The sequence below is a fragment of the Thalassospira tepidiphila MCCC 1A03514 genome, from assembly GCF_001662875.1.
Classification (GTDB): Bacteria; Pseudomonadota; Alphaproteobacteria; order Rhodospirillales; family Thalassospiraceae; genus Thalassospira; species Thalassospira tepidiphila.
Window position 1 is genome coordinate 872044 of sequence record NZ_JPVZ01000001.1, and the last position, 17787, is coordinate 889830.

The following is a 17787-nucleotide window of genomic DNA, read 5'->3' on the forward strand; positions in this document are numbered from 1 at the left end:
CAAACGGTCTCAATATTCGATCTTGTCGGCTTTGGCATCCCAGGCGGCAAAAACTTCGCGCGCTTCGGGCAAATCGACATGCACAATTGGCAATGAACGATCTTCGATCGGCTTTGCCACCTCATCATACAGAAACTGATCATCAAATCCGATGGCAGCAGCATCTTGGCGGCCATTGGCATAATAGATCTTGTCAAGGCGGGCCCAATAGATCGCAGACAGGCACATCGGGCAAGGTTCGCAACTGGTATAGATTTCACAGCCCGACAGATTGAACGTGCCAAGCTTGGCACAGGCCGCGCGAATGGCGCTGACCTCGGCATGCGCCGTCGGGTCGTTCTGGGATGTCACATTGTTCCATCCTTCTGCAATCACTTCGCCATTACGAACAATGATTGCCCCGAACGGACCACCGCATCCCTCATCCATCTTTTGCCGCGACAAATCCACGGCATGGCGCATATGGCCCTTGGCGTCACACACAGCCAATCTCTCCTCTACGAAACCTCTGGTCCGGTTGCCCGAACCGCCTGACAGGCCGTCATTGCGCGGCCCTTTATCATTAATGCCACCTTCAATGAAGGTGTTTCACTCAACCTAACCCGTCTGATGCGGATTTTGGCGTTTGCGTCTGCGCCATCTGTGCTTCGCGCACCGATAACACCTGTGCGGCAACCGATGCCGCGATCACCACCGGCTGTTTGCCGGTAATGCCTTGAATTCCAATCGGAGTGGTCAAACGACCGATTTCAACCGGGCTCAACCCCCGATCAGAAAGACGTCGGATAAAGCGTGCACGCTTGGTTTGGCTACCGATCATGCCAACAAAACCAAGATCATCGCGCACCAAAGCCGCCCGGCAGATCTCGAAATCAAGCGCATGGTTGTGCGTTAAGATCAAAACATGCGCCCCGGCCGGGATATCAGCGACCTCAGTCTCGGGCTTATCACTTTGACAAACCTGAACGTTTTCGCCTTCAACACCTGCCAGAAACTCATCACGCGAATCGATCAGGTGAATATCAAACGGAAGCGGCGCCAAGGCCTGCACAACCGCCTTGCCAACATGCCCGGCACCAAAAATCCACATTGGCGTGCGCGCGTCATCAAGGCGCAAACAAAGCGTTTCCACCCCGTTTAACGTAACAATCCCGCCACGCGCGCTCCCAAAACTGCCTGATAACATCTTGGCATGCGCGCCACTTACGCGCCCGATGTCGCTGCAATCGGTCGGTACGGTCACCCAATGGCCATCGGCACGGATTGGTGCGGTTTCGATTTCTTGCAAAACCGTGCGCAGCGTTTCTTTCTCCACACCGCGCAACAGATGAAAACCAACCTCGACCGAGCCACCACAACATTGTCCAAGACCGGGACCAAGCGGAAACCGGGCGATCTCGGCAACGGCCATCTTGTCAGCACCCGCGTCAAAACCTTCGCGCACCCGGCGTGTGACCTGATGTTCAAGGTTGCCTCCACCAATCGTGCCCGAAATCGCATCCGGCGTAATCAGCATAAAGGCGCCGACTTCCCGCGGTGTCGATCCGCGAATGGCCGCAACACTGACCAGCATCACCGGACCTGGTTCGGACAACAGCCTGATATGATCGCGCCGCGACAGGGTCATGACCTATTCCCCCGCCATTGAATGGGCTGCATCGGCCGAATGCGCGTTCTCGATCATGCGCTTGGCGCAATCGGCCACGGCATGCAAAACCGCCTCGGGCGTTGCCGGGGAATCAAGGGCCGGGACAACCTTGTGATTGGCAACCGATGCCACCGCATCGGCAATCGCCCGATGCACGGAAATCGCCAGCATCAAGGGTGGCTCACCAACCGCCTTGGACCGGTGAATGGTTTTTTCAACGTTTCGTCCGGACGACCACAGCTCCATGCGGAAATCTTCCGGTCGATCCGAACATGCAGGGATTTTATAGGTCGACGGCGCATGGGTGCGCAGACTGCCCTTGTCGTCCCACCAAAGTTCCTCGGAGGTCAGCCAGCCCATCCCCTGAATGAAGCCACCCTCAATCTGGCCAAGATCAATCGCCGGGTTCAGCGACCGTCCGACATCATGAATGATATCAACGCGCGTGACCTTGTATTCGCCGGTCAGGGTATCAATCAAAACTTCGGAACACGCCATGCCATAGGCAAAGTAATAAAACGGCCGTCCCGATGCGCTTTCGCGGTCATAATGAATTTTCGGTGTGGCGTAATAGCCCGTGGCCGACAGCGACACGCGCGCCAGATAGGCCTGCTTGATCAGATCGGCAAAGGCCAGCTCTTCCTTGTCGCCGACAATGATCTTGCCCGGCACAAAGCGCACCGCACTTTCCGCCACACCATATTTCTCGGCGGCAAAGGCAATCAGCCGGTTCTTGATCGTCATCGCCGCATCACGTGACGCCATGCCGTTCATATCCGCCCCGCTGGAGGCCGCGGTTGCAGATGTGTTGGGGACCTTGCCGGTGTTGGTGGGCGTGATCTTGATCTGATCGAGATCGATCTGGAATTCCTCGGCCACGACCTGGGCGACCTTGATAAACAGGCCCTGCCCCATCTCGGTCCCGCCATGGTTCAGATGCACCGACCCATCCTGATAAACATGGATCAGCGCACCCGCCTGGTTCAGGAAGGTGGTGGTAAAGGAAATCCCGAATTTCACCGGCGTCAGCGAGAGCCCCTTTTTCAAAACCGGGCTTTCGGCATTGAACGCCGTAATCTCGTTGCGGCGCTTGCGATAGTCGCTGGCTTTCAGGATATCGTCGGTCAGCTCCGAAAGGACATTGTCTTCGACCACCATGTGGTATGGCGTCGTGTTGCGATCCTTGGTGTCGTAATAGTTGGCAATGCGCACATCCAACGGATCACGCCCGACAGTCATGGCGATCTCATCAATGATGCGTTCAATCGCGACCATGCCCTGCGGCCCGCCAAAACCACGAAACGCCGTATTGGACACAAGATTGGTTTTGCAGCGGTACGACCGGATTTCGACGTCGCCAAGGTAATAGGCATTGTCGGTATGGAACATCGCCCGATCGGCAATCGCGGCTGACAAATCAGCCGAAAAGCCGCAGTTGGCCGCGTATTGAAGATCAAGGCCGCAAATCCGCCCGTCATCATCAAAGCCGACATCGTAATCGACAATGAAATCATGGCGCTTGCCGGTCATGACCATGTCGTCATCACGATCCAGACGGAACTTGGCTGGACGTCCGGTTTTGGTTGCAACGATGGCGGCCAGTGCCGCCCATTGCATCGCCTGCGTTTCCTTGCCGCCAAAGCCCCCGCCCATGCGGCGCACCTCGACCGTGACCGCGTTGGCCGGACGGCCCAGCACATTGGCAATATTATGCTGCACTTCCGATGGATGCTGGGTGGAGCAATGCAGCAACACATCACCATCCTCACCCGGAATGGCAAAGCTGATATGGCCTTCAAGGTAAAAATGGTCCTGCCCGCCAATCTCCATCCGCCCGGCATGGCGATGTTTGGCGCGTGCCAATGCCGATTTGGCATCGCCCTGCTTCATCACATGCGGCGGTGCGACGAAAAGCTGCTTTTCCAGCGCCACGGCAACATCCAGAACCGCTGGCAGTTCTTCATATTCAATCTCGGCCAACTTGGCGGCCGCGCGCGCCTGTGCCCGGGTTTCCGCCGCCACGCAAAAGACCGGCTGGCCATAAAACTGCACGATGCCATCGGGCAGAACCGGTTCATCATGGGTATGCGCTGGCGAAACGTCATTGACGCCGGGGATATCATCGGCGGTCAGAACACACACCACACCGGGGGCAGAGCGGACCTTGGACAGATCCATTTTGGTGATCTTGCCATGTGCGATGCTTGATGCGCCCGGTGCAAGATGAAGCGTTCCAAACGGCTCGTTGATGTCATCAATATAAACCGCCTCACCCGCCACATGTTTCGGGCCGCTGTCATGTTTGGGACTGGATCGCACACCACCGCTCAGTCCCGCGGTCGGTGCAATCACCTCGTCCATATCGGCTTTCAAAGCTTGATCAGACATGGGCCGCCTCCTTGCCAACAAGGCGGGTGGCAACGTCCGGCGCATTGGTTTCGATAAACAGCTTGGTTAAAAGGTTCTGCGCCACCAGCATGCGATATTCCTTCGATGCCCGCATATCGGTCATCGGTTCAAACTCGCTGGCCAATGCCATTTGGGCCGCATTAAGGTTGGCTTCATTCCAATCCTTGCCGACCAGGGCCGCTTCGCACTTTTTCGCACGCATCGGTGTGCCTGCCATGCCGCCAAAGGCTGCACGGAATTCCGAAACCTTGCCATCATCAATCTTGATCGCAAAGGCCCCGAGAACGGCGGTGATATCCTGATCAAACCGTTTGGAGATTTTATAAGCCTTGAACACCAATCCGCTGTGCGGTTTGGGCACAATCACGCTTTCAACAAACTCGCCCGCTACCCGGTCCTGTTTGCCATAGGTGATAAAGAATTCTTCGAGCGGCACTTCACGACGCACATCGCCCATGCGCAGCACGATCTTGGCCCCCAGGGCAATCAAGGCTGGCGGCGTATCGCCAATCGGCGATCCGTTGGCAATATTGCCACCCACGGTCCCGGCATTGCGGATTTGTCTTGAGCCAATCCGGCGCACCAATTCACCAACATCGGCGGCCACCCGACCCAGCGCCGCGTGCGCCCGGCTATAGGTCACACCGGCCCCGATAATCAGCGCATCTTCGGTTTCATAAACCGATTGGATATCGGCAACGTCGCCAATGTAAATGATCGGATCCAGACGCTTGAGCATCTTGGTCACCCAAAGACCAACATCCGTCCCCCCGGCCAGAACCGTGGCATCCGGGTGCGCCACCAAAAGGGCGGCCAATTCATCAGACGTGCGCGGTGCGAAATAACGCCCGGCGGGATGTTCAAGCGCCAGCGTGCCTTCGCCTTCGACCATCGCAGTCAATTTGGCGGCAATATCCGCCCGGCGTTTTTGCTCCACGCTATCATTGGCAGCGACACCACCGGCCTTGCGCGCGGCCTCGATAATCGGGCCATAGCCGGTGCAACGACACAGGTTCCCGGCAAGCGCATCATTGATCGTACCACGGTCATCCTCGCCACCATCCAGCCACAGCTGATACAGGCTCATGACAAAGCCCGGCGTGCAGAAACCGCATTGCGATCCGTGGGTATCGACCATCGCCTGCTGCACCGGATGCAGGGTACCGTCCGTCGATTTAAGATGCTCCACCGTCAAAAGCTGCTTGCCATCAAGGGTTGGCACGAACTGGATGCAGGCATTGACCGTGCGATACGCCATGCCGCCCTTGCCATCCGGTTCGCCCAGCACAACCGTGCAGGCCCCGCAATCACCCTCGGCACAGCCTTCCTTGGTTCCGGACTTGCGCTCGGCCAGGCGCAGATATTCAAGAACCGTCATCTGCGGATCAATATCGCGCAGCCTGCGTTCCTCGTCGCCGAGCAAAAAACGGATATCAGAACGGAAGGATCCGGTCGCACTTGCCATGTCTGTCCTCAGCTACCGCGATAGGTGGAATAGCCGAACGGCGACAGCAACAGCGGCACATGGTAATGCGCCTGCCCATCAGAAATGCCGAACCGGATCACGACCTGATCGAGGAATTTCGGATCGGGAAGCTCCGTACCGCTGGCATCAAAGTAATCACCGGCATGGAAAACAAGCTGATACTGGCCGGGTTTGAAAGAGGCCCCCTCAAGCATCGGGCCTTCGGTGCGGCCATCGGCATTGGTCACGGCTTCGGCAACCATGTCATCATGGCCGTTGCCAAAGCGATGCAGCTCAATGCGGATTCCGGCGGCCGGGCAGCCTTTTGCCGTATCCAGTACATGGGTGGTCAGTCGTCCCATGCCGGGCCTCCTCTCTGAATGTACGATCTCTATTCATTTTCGGTGGTCTCTCGCTTCTCCCCGTGGTCGGCATTCTGTTTGTGTTTTTGTGCCGAACCATTTTTTAAGCGATTTAAAAAGGGTCGCATTAGGACCCACCCTCGGGAAAGAGGGGATAACGTGAAACTATATCAACAAATCTTTGAAAAACGAAGACAACAGTTTCAGGCATTATGAACGGAAACACAGGAAAAACGCCGTGAAAGACCGCGAAAAACGTGGCCCCGATCTGATCCCGTCCAGGAACATTATCAAAACAGCCTTGATAGTGCGGCACGTCGTTGGCCCAGCATCCGCAGGTTTCTTTCTTGCTGCGCTGCGGCCGATGGTTAATGCTACACCAAACAGGCCCGACAACAAAGCCGGGCGTACGGGATCAATCCCACAGAATTCAGGAGAAGGTTCGCATGAACGACCAGACATATGCGCGTGATTTGATTGGTTATGGTGAAAACCCGCCCAAGGCCAACTGGCCGAACAAGGCGCGCGTTGCTGTTCAGTTCGTGCTGAATTACGAAGAAGGCGGCGAAAACTGCATCCTGCATGGCGATCGCGCGTCCGAAGCCTTCCTGTCGGAAATCATCGGTGCTGACATGCGCGAAGGTGTCCGCCATATGAGCATGGAGTCGATCTATGAATATGGCTCGCGCGTTGGCGTCTGGCGCATTCTGAACCTGTTTCGCGAACGTCAGATCCCGATTACCATCTTTGCCGTTGCCATGGCGCTGGCCCGCCATCCCAGGGTCGGCGAAGTCGCCATGAAGGACGGTCACGAGATCTGCTCGCACGGCTATCGCTGGATTGATTATCAATACATACCAGAAGATCAGGAACGCGAACACCTTCACAAGGCGATCGAGATCATCAAAAACGTCACCGGCGAACGTCCGCTGGGTTGGTATACCGGCCGCACCAGCCCCAACACCCGCCGTCTGGTGGCTGAGGAAGGTGGCTTCCTCTATGACGCCGATGATTACAGTGACGAACTCCCGTTCTGGAGCACCCAGACAGAAACCCCGCACCTGATCGTGCCCTACACCCTTGATGCCAACGACATGCGCTTTGCCGCCATGCAGGGCTTCAATTCCGGCGAACAGTATTTCCAATATCTCAAGGACAGCTTCGACACCCTTTATGAAGAAGGAACCGAAACCCCGCGCATGATGTCGATCGGCCTGCATTGCCGTCTGGTCGGGCGTCCGGGCCGTTTCGCAGCGCTCAAGCGCTTTGTCGATTATGTCCAGAGCCACGATAATGTCTGGTTTGCCCGCCGGATTGATATCGCCCGTCACTGGCGCGAACATCACCCGTTTGGCGGCGAATAAATAAACACAAGGTCCCAATGACAGAAACCACCCAATCCCTGTTTGAAACCCGCCCGCCCAGCACACTCGCCGAGAGCGCGTTCGTGTCGCTTTATGGCTGGGTTTACGAACATTCTCCGTGGGTCGCCCATCAGCTTTATGAACGCGGCATCGCCAAAAACCTCGATGACCCTGCGGCCCTTGCCGATGCCATGGCGGCCATCGTCAATGGCGCGGTTGATGACGACAAACTCTCGCTTCTGCGCGCCCACCCCGATCTTGCGGGCAAGCTTGCGCTGGCCGATTTGACCGAGTCATCACAAAGCGAACAAAAGGGTGCCGGGCTTGATCAATGCACACAAGGTGAACTTGCCCGCTTTACCGAACTTAATGATCTCTATAAACAGAAGTTCGGCTTTCCGTTCATCTTTGCCGTCAAGGGTTTCCATCGCACCGATATTCTCGAAGCGTTCGAGCGGCGCGTGAAAAACGACCCGGAAACCGAATTCAATGAGGCGATCGCACAGGTTCACCGCATTGCCAAATTGCGGCTCGAAGCGCTGTAGGGTTAACCACAGCACCACGAGCAGCAAACACCTGTGACCGCCAGATAATAAACGACCATTTCAGGATAAAAAGACCATGAGCCATCAGGAAAACACCGACGCACCGGAATTTGCACGGCGCTTTGTCAATCTGGCCGACGAACGTCTGGGCGCAGAAGCAATCTTTGCGACCGACGACTTCTTCGCCGACAAGCAGCGCATGCTGCAAACCGCCGACGCGGTGTTTTATCCTGACCGCTATGACGATCACGGCAAATGGATGGATGGCTGGGAAAGCCGCCGCAAACGGGTCGAAGGCCATGATTATTGCGTGGTCCGTCTGGCAACATCGGGCCGCATTTACGGTGTCGATATCGATACCAGCCACTTCACCGGCAACTTCCCGCCGGCCGCATCGCTTGAAGGCTGCTATTGCCCAAGTGGCGATCCGACCGGCGACACCAAATGGCATGAAATCGTTGCTCCCATGGGCCTTGGTGCCAGTGCGCATCACTATGCCGACGTCACGTCGGAGGCGATCTATACCCATGTGCGCCTGCATATCTATCCCGATGGGGGTGTCGCACGTCTGCGCGTTTATGGTCGTCCGAACCGCGACTGGACGGAAATGGCTGCCAAGGGCGAACAGGTCGATCTGGCCGCCATGATCAATGGCGGTGTGGTTGTTGGCTGGTCGGATGCCCATTACGGCAACCCGAATGCCATTCTGGCCCCGGGTCGCGGGGTTAATATGGGCGATGGCTGGGAAACCCGTCGTCGTCGCGAACCGGGCAATGAATGGCTGATTGTCGAACTGGGCCACCCGGGCGAAATCGAAAAAATCATCGTCGACACCTGCCACTTCAAGGGCAACTATCCCGACCGCGTTTCCATTCAGGGTGCGTTTGTCGACGGCGAAAAGGACAAGTCGCTGCGTGCACGTTCGATGTTCTGGTCGACCATCCTGCCTGAAAGCAAAATGCAGGCAGACCATATCCACGAATTCGATACATCCGCACTTACCGTCAATGGTCCGGTGACCCACCTTCGTGTCAACTCGATCCCCGATGGCGGCATCAGCCGTTTGCGCATTCTCGGAAAACCGACCAAGTAACGGGGCAGGGTCATGCAGCTTCCCATCGAATATCTGACCCCTGATGCCTTCGCCCCGTTTGGCGAGGTGATCTCGACCACCACCGCACGCGATACCTACAAGATCAATCAGGGCACAACGACCCGGTTTCATGATATCTCGCGCGTTGATGTCGGGGATGAGGGCGGCGCCCCGATCATCAGCATCTTTCGCGGCACGCCGCGTCCAAAGCCTATTGAAATCAAGATGATGGAACGCCACCCGCTGGGCTCGCAGGCCTTCATCCCGCTTGCGGGTCAGAAGTTCCTGATTGTCGTCGCGTCGGGCACTGAAACGCCAAAACCCGAAGACCTGCGCGCGTTTCTTTCTGATGGCACACAAGGTGTTACCTACGCCAAAAACGTCTGGCATCACCCGTTGCTCGTGCTTGAAGAAGACAGCGATTTTCTGATCGTGGATCGCAGCGGTCCCGGCAACAACCTCAATGAAGTCGACCTGCCGCTGGTCGATGGCGAGGTCATCACCCTTGATTGGGCATAACCCGCCTTAAGCAGAAATCAGACAAAGACCTTGCAGGTAGCTGTGCAAATCGGCGCTGTTACCTGCAACATACCCTGCCCCGGCATCGCGCAGAATGTCGGCATCCGCATCGCTGCGATGCGCCCCGCCCAAAAACCCGACAGACTGCATGCCTGCTGCCTTGGCTGCCACGATGCCGGATGGGCTGTCTTCGATCACCAGACAATGTCCTGGCATCCAGCCGCACGAACTGGCCGCCAGCAGGAAAACGTCCGGTGCCGGTTTGCCGCGCGCCACTTGCTCTGCGGAAAACACCCGATCTTCGAAGAAGCCTTCAAGACTTGTAAGACGCAAACATTTATCGAGCCGCGCCAGATCACTGCCCGACGCCAAGGCAATCGGCACTGACAGCTTGGTCAAAAGGTCCGGAATACCGGCAATCGCCCGGAGATGGGTCTCAAAGGTTCGGGCCAGCTCCGCTTCGCACCGTTCCTGATAGGAAACTGCATCAATATCGGCAGAAAACCGGGTATTGAGCGCGGCAATCATCTCGCCATAGGTCACGCCGCCAAAATCACGCGCCAATTCGCTTGCCGTGATCTTAACGCCATAATCTGGCAACAGCTTTTCGTCGACAGCAAAAGACAAAATCTCGCTATCGATCAGAACACCGTCACAATCAAAGATGATGTGCTGGATCATGCAAACCTACTGCGCCGGGGCCGCCGCCCCGCCATTCAGGTCCAATGCCAACAAGCGCTTCTGAATGGTCTGCGACAGAACCGGGCCAGCCCCCGCCTCCAATGCGCGCTGGTAGGCCGCGCGGGCCATTTCAGTCTTGCCCATCGCCAGCGCATTATCGGCGAAATGCGCGATATGCTCGGCTGTTGGCATTGCCTTGTTGGCACGGATAAAGACTTCTTCGGCTTCCTGATAACGGCCTTGTCGATACAGGATCAGGCCATAGGTATCGAGCGCACCGGCATCATCCGGGGCCACCTGCAAGGCTTGCTTTGACAGGCGTTCGGCTTCCTGCAGGTTTTCGCCCCGCACCGCATAATGATAGGCCAGCCAGTTCGCCGCCCCCATATTGCCCTGCCCTGCCGCCTGATAGGCCTCGGCCGTCATGGTATCGCGGTAAGATGTGATCACGCTTTCAATCGCACTTTGATCAAGCCCATCCACCCAGGTCAGCCCGACCCGCACCGCCTTGCACCCTTGTGCATTGGCCTGCTGGCACATGGCAACCGCTTCCTCGACTGCGCCAATCACCGTGGCATTCGGCCCGGCGGCATATTCCTTGCCCGCCGCATCGCGCGCCATGGCCTTGAAATCAATCATCGCCCGATAACGGTCATCAACCTTTTGCTCGGTGGGCGCAGCAAACATATCCTGCGCCTCCCACTTCGGCGCAGTTTCCCCACAGGCGGCAAGACCCAAAAGCAAACCCAAACCAAGAAAAGGCGCAAAAGCACGAACAGATGAAATAACGCGATGGGACAAGGCGAACGTTCCCTGCTTGATGAAAACCAGACCAGAACCTTAGCGGTTTTGCGTAAGACAGATATTAACAAAGCACGACAAATTCACAGCCGGAACTTGACATGAATACTACTGGGTAGCACCATCTATCCAACAAAGGAGAACATCAATGACCGTGAAGTCGTCTATTTCTCTGACAGATAGCCAAAACGCCTTTGCCCGCGAACTGGTCGCACAGGGAAAATATCCCAGTGTTAGCGCCGTGCTGCAGCAGGGCCTTGAGTTACTGCGCCATAAATCCGAAACCGATTCTCTTGAGACCGAGGCGCTTAGACAGATCATTACAGCGCGGCGCGAAGGTAAGTTCGTCTCGAACACAGAGATGAAAAACCAGATTTCAGCAATCGCGACCAAGAAACGTGCATCGCATGACCTATGAGGTCATCTATTCGGCAGATGCCGAACGTGACTTTGACCTGATTTTCGACTTTCTGTTTGAAAGCTATGTCGGCTTTGGTGAAAACCCCGACAGTGCCGTTTCCCACGCTCAGCAGCGCCTTCTCGATATTCATAGCGACATCGAAAAACTCGGCAACACCCCTTTTTGCGGCACCTTGCATGACGCAATATTACCCGGACTTCGTCACGTAACACTCGGCCGCGCCATTGTCTGGTTTGACGTGCCTGAGGACGCACAAACAGTCCGCATCCTCGCCATCTTCTTTGGCGGTCAGGATCACGTACGCCATATGCTTGCCAGACTGTTACAATAGTCAGATTTCAAAAGAAAAAGCCGCCGGGATCATCAATCCTCGGCGGCTTTAACAAGCTGGCGTCAAACGCCAATATCAGGGCAACAAGCCTGCGGCTTTACGCGCGGCGTTCTGCGATCATCTTTTTGATTTCGGTGATCGCAAGCGCCGGGTTCAGGCCTTTCGGGCAGGTGTTGGTGCAGTTCATGATCGTGTGGCAACGATACAGGCGGAACGGATCTTCGAGTGCGTCGAGACGTTCACCGGTATATTCGTCACGCGAATCTGCCAACCAGCGATATGCCTGCAACAGAACAGCCGGGCCGAGGTAACGGTCGGAGTTCCACCAATAAGACGGGCACGCAGTCGAGCAGGAGAAGCACAGAATGCATTCCCAAAGACCATCAAGCTTCGCACGTTCTTCACGCGACTGCAGACGTTCGCCATCCGGCGGGGTCGGGCTGTCGGCCTTAAGCCACGGCTCGATCGAGGCGAGCTGCGCATAAGGCTGGGACAGATCCGGCACCAGATCCTTGACCACCGGCATATGCGGCAGCGGATAGATCTTGACTTCGCCCTTGATGTCTTCGATCGGCTTGAGACACGCAAGCGTGTTACGGCCATCGATGTTCATCGCGCACGAACCGCAAATGCCTTCACGGCAAGAACGGCGGAAAGTAAGCGTCGCGTCGATCTCGTTCTTGATCTTGATCAGCGCGTCGAGAACCATCGGCCCGCACTTGTCGAGGTCGATGTCATAGGTGTCGGTACGCGGGTTGTCGCCACTGTCCGGGTCAAAACGGTAAATCTTGAACGCACGGACATTCTTCGCGTCAGCCGGCGCAGAGAACGTTTTGCCCTCTTTGACGACCGAATTGGCGGGAAGATTGAATTCTACCATCTCTCAAATCCTCTCTTGCCGCGCCTTAATAGACGCGCTCTTTCGGCTCGATATACGACACTTCATCGGTAAGGGTGAAGTTGTTGACCGGACGATAGGTCAGATCAACGCCATAGCCCTTCTCGGTGTCGACCGTCGCAATCGTGTGCTTCATCCAGACTTCGTCATCACGTTTCGGGAAATCTTCGTGGGCATGTGCACCACGCGATTCATGACGCGCTTCTGCCGAATTCATGGTTGCAGCGGCACAGGTCATCAGGTTCTCAAGCTCGAGAGTCTCGACCAGGTCCGAGTTCCAGATGAGGGAGCGATCCGAAACACCGACGTCGGGAAGCGTCTTGGCGGTTTCAGAGAGCTTGTCCTTGCCTTCTTTAAGGATTTCCGAGGTCCGGAACACGCCGCAGTTACCCTGCATAACGCGCTGCATTTCCAGACGGATATCAGCCGTCGGACGCGAACCTTTTGCCCAACGCAGACGGTCAAAGCGTGCAATCGCCTCGTCGCCATCGGTGGTTTTAAGCTCCTTGAAGGATGCCTTGGAATCGACCACTTCAGCGGCATGCATGCCGCAGGCACGGCCAAACACAACAAGATCAAGCAGCGAGTTCGTACCCAGACGGTTTGCACCGTGAACCGAAACGCAGGCTGCTTCACCAGCGGCCATCAGGCCCGGAACAATCGCGTTCGGGTCTTTGGCGGTCGGGCGCAGAACCTCGCCCTTATAGTTGGTCGGGATACCGCCCATGTTGTAATGGACCGTCGGCAGGACCGGGATCGGTTCCTTGGTCGCATCAACACCGGCAAAGATTTTCGCGGTTTCGGTAATACCCGGCAGACGTTCCCACAGCACTTCCGAACCAAGATGTTCAAGGTGCAGGTGGATGTATTCGCCGTGTTCGCCAACACCACGACCGTCACGGATTTCCTGTGCCATACCACGCGACACAACGTCACGCGATGCAAGGTCCTTAACGGTCGGCGCATAACGTTCCATGAAACGCTCGCCTTCGGAGTTGGTCAGATAACCACCTTCACCACGGGCACCCTCGGTAATCAGGCAGCCTGAACCGTAAATGCCGGTCGGGTGGAACTGAACGAATTCCATATCCTGAAGGCCAAGGCCCGCACGGGCCACCATGCCATGACCGTCACCGGTGCAAGTATGGGCCGAGGTGCAGCTAAAGAACGCACGGCCATAACCGCCAGATGCCAGAATGACCATCTTGGCGTTAAAGCGATGCAGCTCACCGGTATCGAGATCCCAGGCCACCAGACCTTTGCACGAACCGTCTTTGTCCATGATCAGATCAAGGGCGATATATTCGACAAAGAATTCCGCTTTGTGCTTCAGGCACTGCTGATAGAGCGTGTGCAGCATGGCGTGACCGGTACGGTCAGCTGCGGCACATGCACGTTCAACCGGCGCCTTACCGTGGTCACGGGTGTGGCCACCGAACGGACGCTGATAGATTTTGCCATCTTCGGTCCGCGAGAACGGCATGCCGTAATGTTCAAGTTCATGAACCGCCGGAACGGCGTTACGGCACATATATTCGATCGCGTCCTGGTCACCGAGCCAGTCCGAACCCTTGACGGTGTCATACATATGCCACTGCCAGTGATCCTCGGACATGTTGCCAAGCGATGCACCGATACCGCCCTGGGCAGCAACGGTGTGCGAACGGGTCGGGAAGACCTTGGTGATACATGCGGTTTTAAGGCCGGCTTCAACCGTACCCAGTGTCGCGCGCAAACCCGCGCCACCCGCACCCATAACAACGACGTCGTAGTTATGGTCGATAATTTTATAAGATTCACTCATTGGCTCAGGCTCCGGCAAAAACGATACGCAGGACTGATACGATGGCCGCCACAGACAAGAACGCTGCGACCGCCTTGATCAGCATCAGCGAGATCACTTCTGCTTTACGGTTATGCACATAATCTTCGATCACAACCTGCAGGCCGTGCGTGAAATGCACGGCAACGCTGACGATCATCAGGATCATCATGGTTGAATGGAAATACGAGCTCAACCAAGCGTGAACGGCATCGTAATTCGCCGTGTGCCCGGCAAGTATAGAAACAATGAACCAGATGCCGAGCGGAAGGTTTGCAGCAGCCGTAACGCGCTGGGTCCACCAGTGCGAAGAGCCACTTTTGGCAGAACCGAGACCGCGGACACGGCCCAGATCGGATTGCATCTTCATGACAAGTTGTCCCCTCTTGCCCGGCCTTAGGCCAGACCGATGATCCAGGTGAGAATGGTCAGCACGACTGCCGCGCCAAGGACGATCGGGTTGCCTTTGGCAGCACCCTCATTCGTCAGGCCGCGACCGGTATCCCAGACAAGGTGACGGATCCCGTTGCAGGCGTGGTAATAAAACGCCGCCGTCCAACCGAACAGCAGCAGCAGACCAAACCACGAGGTGAAAAATCCGTGATAGCCGTTAAAGGCTTCACGACCAGCGCCGGCACCAATCAGCCAGGACGCCAAAAATACGAAACCAATGGCAAGGCCGACACCCATCACGCGGAAGGAGATGGACATCTTTGCCGTCATCGGAAGCCGGTACACCTGCAAGTGCGGAGACAGCGGCCGATTGGCTTTGCTCATAGCGGAATTGCCTCTTCTCAAAGTAGCTGGCGGGAAAGCAGGGTTTATTTACCCATGCAGCGGGTTTGAGTCAATCTGAACCCCTTTGTAAACCAAAGAAATCAGTGACAAAACGCCTCAACTGCCTCCGTTAAACTACGTAGGTTGACCTCTCAGACACCGTAAACACCCTGCGGGAAGGGCGCTGCGAAGGACACGGGCCCTTCACACACGGCGTAACGTGCTTTTAGCAATCGCACAATTAGACCTTCTTACGCAAGGAAACAGACTTGCGATCAGGTCCAACTCAAAGAGACATGAGGATTATTTCCCCCGCGATCAACTCTGGACCAGCATGTTTACAACCATCTGATCGTTTTCGGGCTGGTCAATCCAGAACGGCCTGAAGGTAATCTGGTGAAAAATCCGTCCGCACTTCGCACCACAGCAATTTGTGGTCCGACATTTGGTGTTTGCGATAGTACCGTTTGAAATAATTGATCTTCTGATCGCGGTCCCGCAGATCACCGTCACTGTTGCGGTCAAATTGCGTCCCCCAGACATCATCAAGATAATGTTCTGCATCCGCGTCACGATAGACGACATCAAACATGTCAAACACGCCAGATCGCAACAGCCGGAACCGATCATCCGCCAGCCGAAAAGCAATCTGGTCATAATGCTTGTTGCCTGTCAGGTTCGATGGCAACTCCTTGATGGGGGCAGGAACGATAAATCCGGCACTCTCCAGTGCCTCCATCGTTTTATGCTCTGGCGAGACGATGTTGAAATCACCAAGCAGGATATAATTGGCAGCCTTGCCATGGGCTTCCTGTTCGCGCACCTGCCGTGCTTTGAGGAATGACGCAATTTCGCGAATTTCATCGCGTCGCTGGGCCATCTCCGCGCTGGTGTCGGATGCATTGCCGTAAAAGATATGCACAGTGCAAAGCTTGAACCGAAACCATCCTGACTGAAACGCCACCGCAAACGGCGTGCGGGCAAATTGCACGTGATCCTTTTGCGTCTCGGAACTTCCGGGAATGGCGATCTCCTGGCCTTTGGGCAGTACAATTTCACCAGCCTCACGGCGGAACCAGACTTTTGATTTGCGATAAGCGAACGCCAGTCGCTCGCTATTCCCCGGCCCGCCTTCGGTGGTATCCGTCACAATATAATCCCACGCACCACCAAGGTGATCGCGCATCAGCGCGTCTAGCGCATCAAGGTTGTCATTCACCTCTTGAATGGCGACCAGATCGAAATGATCGATGATTTCAGCGATATACATCATCGACTCGGTCTCACGGGTATAGGCCCCGCCATTGCCAAAATGCATCAAGTTCCAGGTCGCAAAACGCAGGCTCTGTGTTTCGGCCTCTGCACCCTCGATAATTTCCGATTTCAGGCGCGCCTTAAGACGCAGCAACGCTTCGGCCACAAAGCGTCGATGCACAGCGGGTTCGATATCCTGGATGGGCTTAACATTGGTCATCGCAAATCTGCCTGATCGTTCAAGGTGAATAAGAAAGCTTACCTTATTCAACCTTGAATTAAAGTGACAGTTTGCAAAACAACCTTAATGTGATCCGCCGGGTCAGCGCGGGATCAGCACCGTGTAGTCAAAATCAAGCAACACATCAGACTGATACTTGCCATCCGCGTCTTTCAGCGGGAAGTCACTCGCCTGACGATCGCGCACCGCCACCAGACGCAGGCGAAGCGCGCCCAGATCACGGCGACCGGGCAGCTCAAACTTGCCCAGAACTTCCGACCAGGCAAAAATCGTATCCCCGGCAAAGGCCGGATTGGCGTGCGCACCGGCATTGATCGCGGCAATCCGGAACGCATTGCCAAGCCCGTTGAATGAAAGGGCACGGCACAGCGAAATGATATGCCCGCCATAAATCAGACGTTTGCCAAACCGACCGCCATTGGCCGCGACCTGATCGAAATGGACCTTGGCGGTGTTTTGATAAAGCCTTGTTGCGATCTGATGTTCGGCCTCTTCAAGGGTCATGCCATCGACATGATCGATCTTTTCGCCGACATAATAGTCATCCCAACGATGCGGTGATCCGGAAAGCTCGGTCGAATAGCCCGATACATCAAGTCCAACCGGGATCTGAAATGCCTCGGGCGCGACCACGCCGGGCAATTCCGGCAGGACCGTTTCCGGGGCCGGGGCACTCTCATCGCGTTTGCGCACCATGACCCAGCGATTGTAATTAAGCACCATCTCGCCGCGCTGATTGCGGCCGACGGAATTGACATACACCACACCGGTCTTGCCGTTGGAATTTTCCTTGATCCCGGTCACGGTCGAAACCGAACTGACCGTATCGCCGGGATAGACCGGAACACCAAACACGCCCCCGGCATAGCCCAGATTGGCCACCGCATTCAGCGACACATCGGGCACCGTCTTGCCAAACACCATGTGAAAGGCCAGCAAGTCATCGACGGGCGCGGCCTTATAGCCGATGCTTTGGGCAAACTCGTCAGACGACTGCACGGCAAAGCGCGGGCCATACAGCCCGGTATAAAGCGCCACATCCCCGCTTGTGATTGTGCGCGGGGTGGCATGGCGGATTTCCTGTCCGATCTGGAAATCCTCAAAATAATTGCCCGGGTTGGTCTTTGACATTCGATTGCCTCCCTGAAAGGCCGGA

The 17787-nt window shown here is 56.1% G+C and carries 19 protein-coding genes; 6 read left to right on the forward strand and 13 right to left on the reverse strand.

Annotation, left to right across the window (positions count from 1 at the left end; genetic code table 11):
- Positions 1-9 precede the first annotated feature (9 nt).
- From TH4_RS03795 to uraH, 5 genes are all read right to left on the reverse strand, one after another.
- Complete coding sequence (locus tag TH4_RS03795; RefSeq protein WP_209437383.1) at positions 10-483, reverse strand: nucleoside deaminase; 474 nt, start codon at positions 481-483, stop codon at positions 10-12.
- Positions 484-592: 109 nt separating this feature from the next.
- Positions 593-1627: a xanthine dehydrogenase accessory protein XdhC gene (gene xdhC, locus TH4_RS03800; RefSeq protein WP_064779945.1), complete on the reverse strand. Its 1035-nt coding sequence runs from the start codon at positions 1625-1627 to the stop codon at positions 593-595.
- A 3-nt stretch (positions 1628-1630) separates the two neighbouring features.
- Entirely contained in the window at positions 1631-4036 is a 2406-nt protein-coding gene (xdhB, locus tag TH4_RS03805) for a xanthine dehydrogenase molybdopterin binding subunit (protein WP_064779946.1), read from the reverse strand.
- Complete coding sequence (xdhA, locus tag TH4_RS03810; protein WP_064779947.1) at positions 4029-5522, reverse strand: xanthine dehydrogenase small subunit; 1494 nt, start codon at positions 5520-5522, stop codon at positions 4029-4031. Before xdhA ends, xdhB begins: the two co-directional genes overlap by 8 nt.
- A gap of 8 nt (positions 5523-5530) precedes the next feature.
- The gene (uraH, locus tag TH4_RS03815; protein WP_064779948.1) at positions 5531-5884 is read right to left on the reverse strand and encodes a hydroxyisourate hydrolase; all 354 of its coding nucleotides are present in this window, start codon (positions 5882-5884) and stop codon (positions 5531-5533) included.
- A 446-nt stretch (positions 5885-6330) separates the two neighbouring features.
- Between uraH and puuE the strand changes: the two genes are divergently transcribed.
- The 4 genes from puuE (at position 6331) to TH4_RS03835 (ending at position 9405) form a co-directional block, all read left to right on the forward strand.
- The gene (gene puuE, locus TH4_RS03820; protein ID WP_064779949.1) at positions 6331-7248 is read left to right on the forward strand and encodes an allantoinase PuuE; all 918 of its coding nucleotides are present in this window, start codon (positions 6331-6333) and stop codon (positions 7246-7248) included.
- A gap of 17 nt (positions 7249-7265) precedes the next feature.
- Complete coding sequence (gene uraD, locus TH4_RS03825; protein ID WP_064779950.1) at positions 7266-7793, forward strand: 2-oxo-4-hydroxy-4-carboxy-5-ureidoimidazoline decarboxylase; 528 nt, start codon at positions 7266-7268, stop codon at positions 7791-7793.
- A gap of 76 nt (positions 7794-7869) precedes the next feature.
- Positions 7870-8886 carry an allantoicase gene (gene alc / locus TH4_RS03830; RefSeq protein ID WP_064779951.1) on the forward strand — a complete coding sequence of 339 codons (1017 nt, stop codon included), beginning with the start codon at positions 7870-7872 and terminating at the stop codon, positions 8884-8886.
- A 12-nt stretch (positions 8887-8898) separates the two neighbouring features.
- Positions 8899-9405: an ureidoglycolate lyase gene (locus TH4_RS03835; RefSeq protein WP_064779952.1), complete on the forward strand. Its 507-nt coding sequence runs from the start codon at positions 8899-8901 to the stop codon at positions 9403-9405.
- Between the two features lie 6 nt (positions 9406-9411).
- On the opposite strand, the gene TH4_RS03840 is transcribed toward TH4_RS03835, so the two are convergent.
- Positions 9412-10086: an HAD family hydrolase gene (locus TH4_RS03840; RefSeq protein ID WP_064779953.1), complete on the reverse strand. Its 675-nt coding sequence runs from the start codon at positions 10084-10086 to the stop codon at positions 9412-9414.
- A 6-nt stretch (positions 10087-10092) separates the two neighbouring features.
- On the reverse strand, positions 10093-10773 hold the full coding sequence (locus TH4_RS03845; RefSeq protein WP_245227721.1) for a tetratricopeptide repeat protein: 681 nt from the start codon (positions 10771-10773) through the stop codon (positions 10093-10095).
- 262 nt (positions 10774-11035) lie between these two features.
- Between TH4_RS03845 and TH4_RS03850 the strand changes: the two genes are divergently transcribed.
- Together TH4_RS03850 and TH4_RS03855 are read left to right on the forward strand one after the other, a co-directional pair.
- The gene (locus TH4_RS03850) at positions 11036-11305 is read left to right on the forward strand and encodes a ribbon-helix-helix domain-containing protein (RefSeq protein ID WP_064779955.1); all 270 of its coding nucleotides are present in this window, start codon (positions 11036-11038) and stop codon (positions 11303-11305) included.
- Positions 11295-11639, forward strand: a complete 345-nt coding sequence (locus TH4_RS03855) for a type II toxin-antitoxin system RelE/ParE family toxin (protein WP_064779956.1) — start codon at positions 11295-11297, stop codon at positions 11637-11639. The genes TH4_RS03850 and TH4_RS03855 overlap by 11 nt, the downstream gene beginning before the upstream one ends.
- 97 nt (positions 11640-11736) lie before the next feature.
- On the opposite strand, the gene TH4_RS03860 is transcribed toward TH4_RS03855, so the two are convergent.
- From TH4_RS03860 to TH4_RS03885, 6 genes are all read right to left on the reverse strand, one after another.
- Positions 11737-12519 carry a succinate dehydrogenase iron-sulfur subunit gene (locus tag TH4_RS03860; RefSeq protein WP_008888450.1) on the reverse strand — a complete coding sequence of 261 codons (783 nt, stop codon included), beginning with the start codon at positions 12517-12519 and terminating at the stop codon, positions 11737-11739.
- Positions 12520-12544: 25 nt separating this feature from the next.
- Positions 12545-14341: a succinate dehydrogenase flavoprotein subunit gene (sdhA, locus tag TH4_RS03865; protein WP_064779957.1), complete on the reverse strand. Its 1797-nt coding sequence runs from the start codon at positions 14339-14341 to the stop codon at positions 12545-12547.
- Between the two features lie 4 nt (positions 14342-14345).
- A complete protein-coding gene (gene sdhD, locus TH4_RS03870; RefSeq protein ID WP_008888452.1) occupies positions 14346-14729 on the reverse strand; it encodes a succinate dehydrogenase, hydrophobic membrane anchor protein in 384 nt (127 codons plus the stop codon).
- Positions 14730-14755: 26 nt separating this feature from the next.
- Positions 14756-15136 carry a succinate dehydrogenase, cytochrome b556 subunit gene (sdhC, locus tag TH4_RS03875; protein ID WP_008888453.1) on the reverse strand — a complete coding sequence of 127 codons (381 nt, stop codon included), beginning with the start codon at positions 15134-15136 and terminating at the stop codon, positions 14756-14758.
- Between the two features lie 367 nt (positions 15137-15503).
- Positions 15504-16610, reverse strand: coding sequence for an endonuclease/exonuclease/phosphatase family protein (locus tag TH4_RS03880; RefSeq protein ID WP_064779958.1), 1107 nt, complete (start codon positions 16608-16610; stop codon positions 15504-15506).
- A 102-nt stretch (positions 16611-16712) separates the two neighbouring features.
- Entirely contained in the window at positions 16713-17762 is a 1050-nt protein-coding gene (locus TH4_RS03885) for a MaoC family dehydratase (RefSeq protein ID WP_064779959.1), read from the reverse strand.
- Between the last annotated feature and the right edge of the window lie 25 nt (positions 17763-17787).

What these genes read in the sequence shown, in the direction of transcription:
- xdhC (WP_064779945.1), bottom strand. Translation starts at nt 1,627, where the DNA reads ATGACCCTGTCGCGGCGCGATCATATCAGGCTGTTGTCCGAACCAGGT.
- xdhB (WP_064779946.1), bottom strand. Translation starts at nt 4,036, where the DNA reads ATGTCTGATCAAGCTTTGAAAGCCGATATGGACGAGGTGATTGCACCG.
- xdhA (WP_064779947.1), bottom strand. Translation starts at nt 5,522, where the DNA reads ATGGCAAGTGCGACCGGATCCTTCCGTTCTGATATCCGTTTTTTGCTC.
- uraH (WP_064779948.1), bottom strand. Translation starts at nt 5,884, where the DNA reads ATGGGACGACTGACCACCCATGTACTGGATACGGCAAAAGGCTGCCCG.
- puuE (WP_064779949.1), top strand. Translation starts at nt 6,331, where the DNA reads ATGAACGACCAGACATATGCGCGTGATTTGATTGGTTATGGTGAAAAC.
- uraD (WP_064779950.1), top strand. Translation starts at nt 7,266, where the DNA reads ATGACAGAAACCACCCAATCCCTGTTTGAAACCCGCCCGCCCAGCACA.
- alc (WP_064779951.1), top strand. Translation starts at nt 7,870, where the DNA reads ATGAGCCATCAGGAAAACACCGACGCACCGGAATTTGCACGGCGCTTT.
- TH4_RS03835 (WP_064779952.1), top strand. Translation starts at nt 8,899, where the DNA reads ATGCAGCTTCCCATCGAATATCTGACCCCTGATGCCTTCGCCCCGTTT.
- TH4_RS03840 (WP_064779953.1), bottom strand. Translation starts at nt 10,086, where the DNA reads ATGATCCAGCACATCATCTTTGATTGTGACGGTGTTCTGATCGATAGC.
- TH4_RS03845 (WP_245227721.1), bottom strand. Translation starts at nt 10,773, where the DNA reads ATGTTTGCTGCGCCCACCGAGCAAAAGGTTGATGACCGTTATCGGGCG.
- TH4_RS03850 (WP_064779955.1), top strand. Translation starts at nt 11,036, where the DNA reads ATGACCGTGAAGTCGTCTATTTCTCTGACAGATAGCCAAAACGCCTTT.
- TH4_RS03855 (WP_064779956.1), top strand. Translation starts at nt 11,295, where the DNA reads ATGACCTATGAGGTCATCTATTCGGCAGATGCCGAACGTGACTTTGAC.
- TH4_RS03860 (WP_008888450.1), bottom strand. Translation starts at nt 12,519, where the DNA reads ATGGTAGAATTCAATCTTCCCGCCAATTCGGTCGTCAAAGAGGGCAAA.
- sdhA (WP_064779957.1), bottom strand. Translation starts at nt 14,341, where the DNA reads ATGAGTGAATCTTATAAAATTATCGACCATAACTACGACGTCGTTGTT.
- sdhD (WP_008888452.1), bottom strand. Translation starts at nt 14,729, where the DNA reads ATGAAGATGCAATCCGATCTGGGCCGTGTCCGCGGTCTCGGTTCTGCC.
- sdhC (WP_008888453.1), bottom strand. Translation starts at nt 15,136, where the DNA reads ATGAGCAAAGCCAATCGGCCGCTGTCTCCGCACTTGCAGGTGTACCGG.
- TH4_RS03880 (WP_064779958.1), bottom strand. Translation starts at nt 16,610, where the DNA reads ATGACCAATGTTAAGCCCATCCAGGATATCGAACCCGCTGTGCATCGA.
- TH4_RS03885 (WP_064779959.1), bottom strand. Translation starts at nt 17,762, where the DNA reads ATGTCAAAGACCAACCCGGGCAATTATTTTGAGGATTTCCAGATCGGA.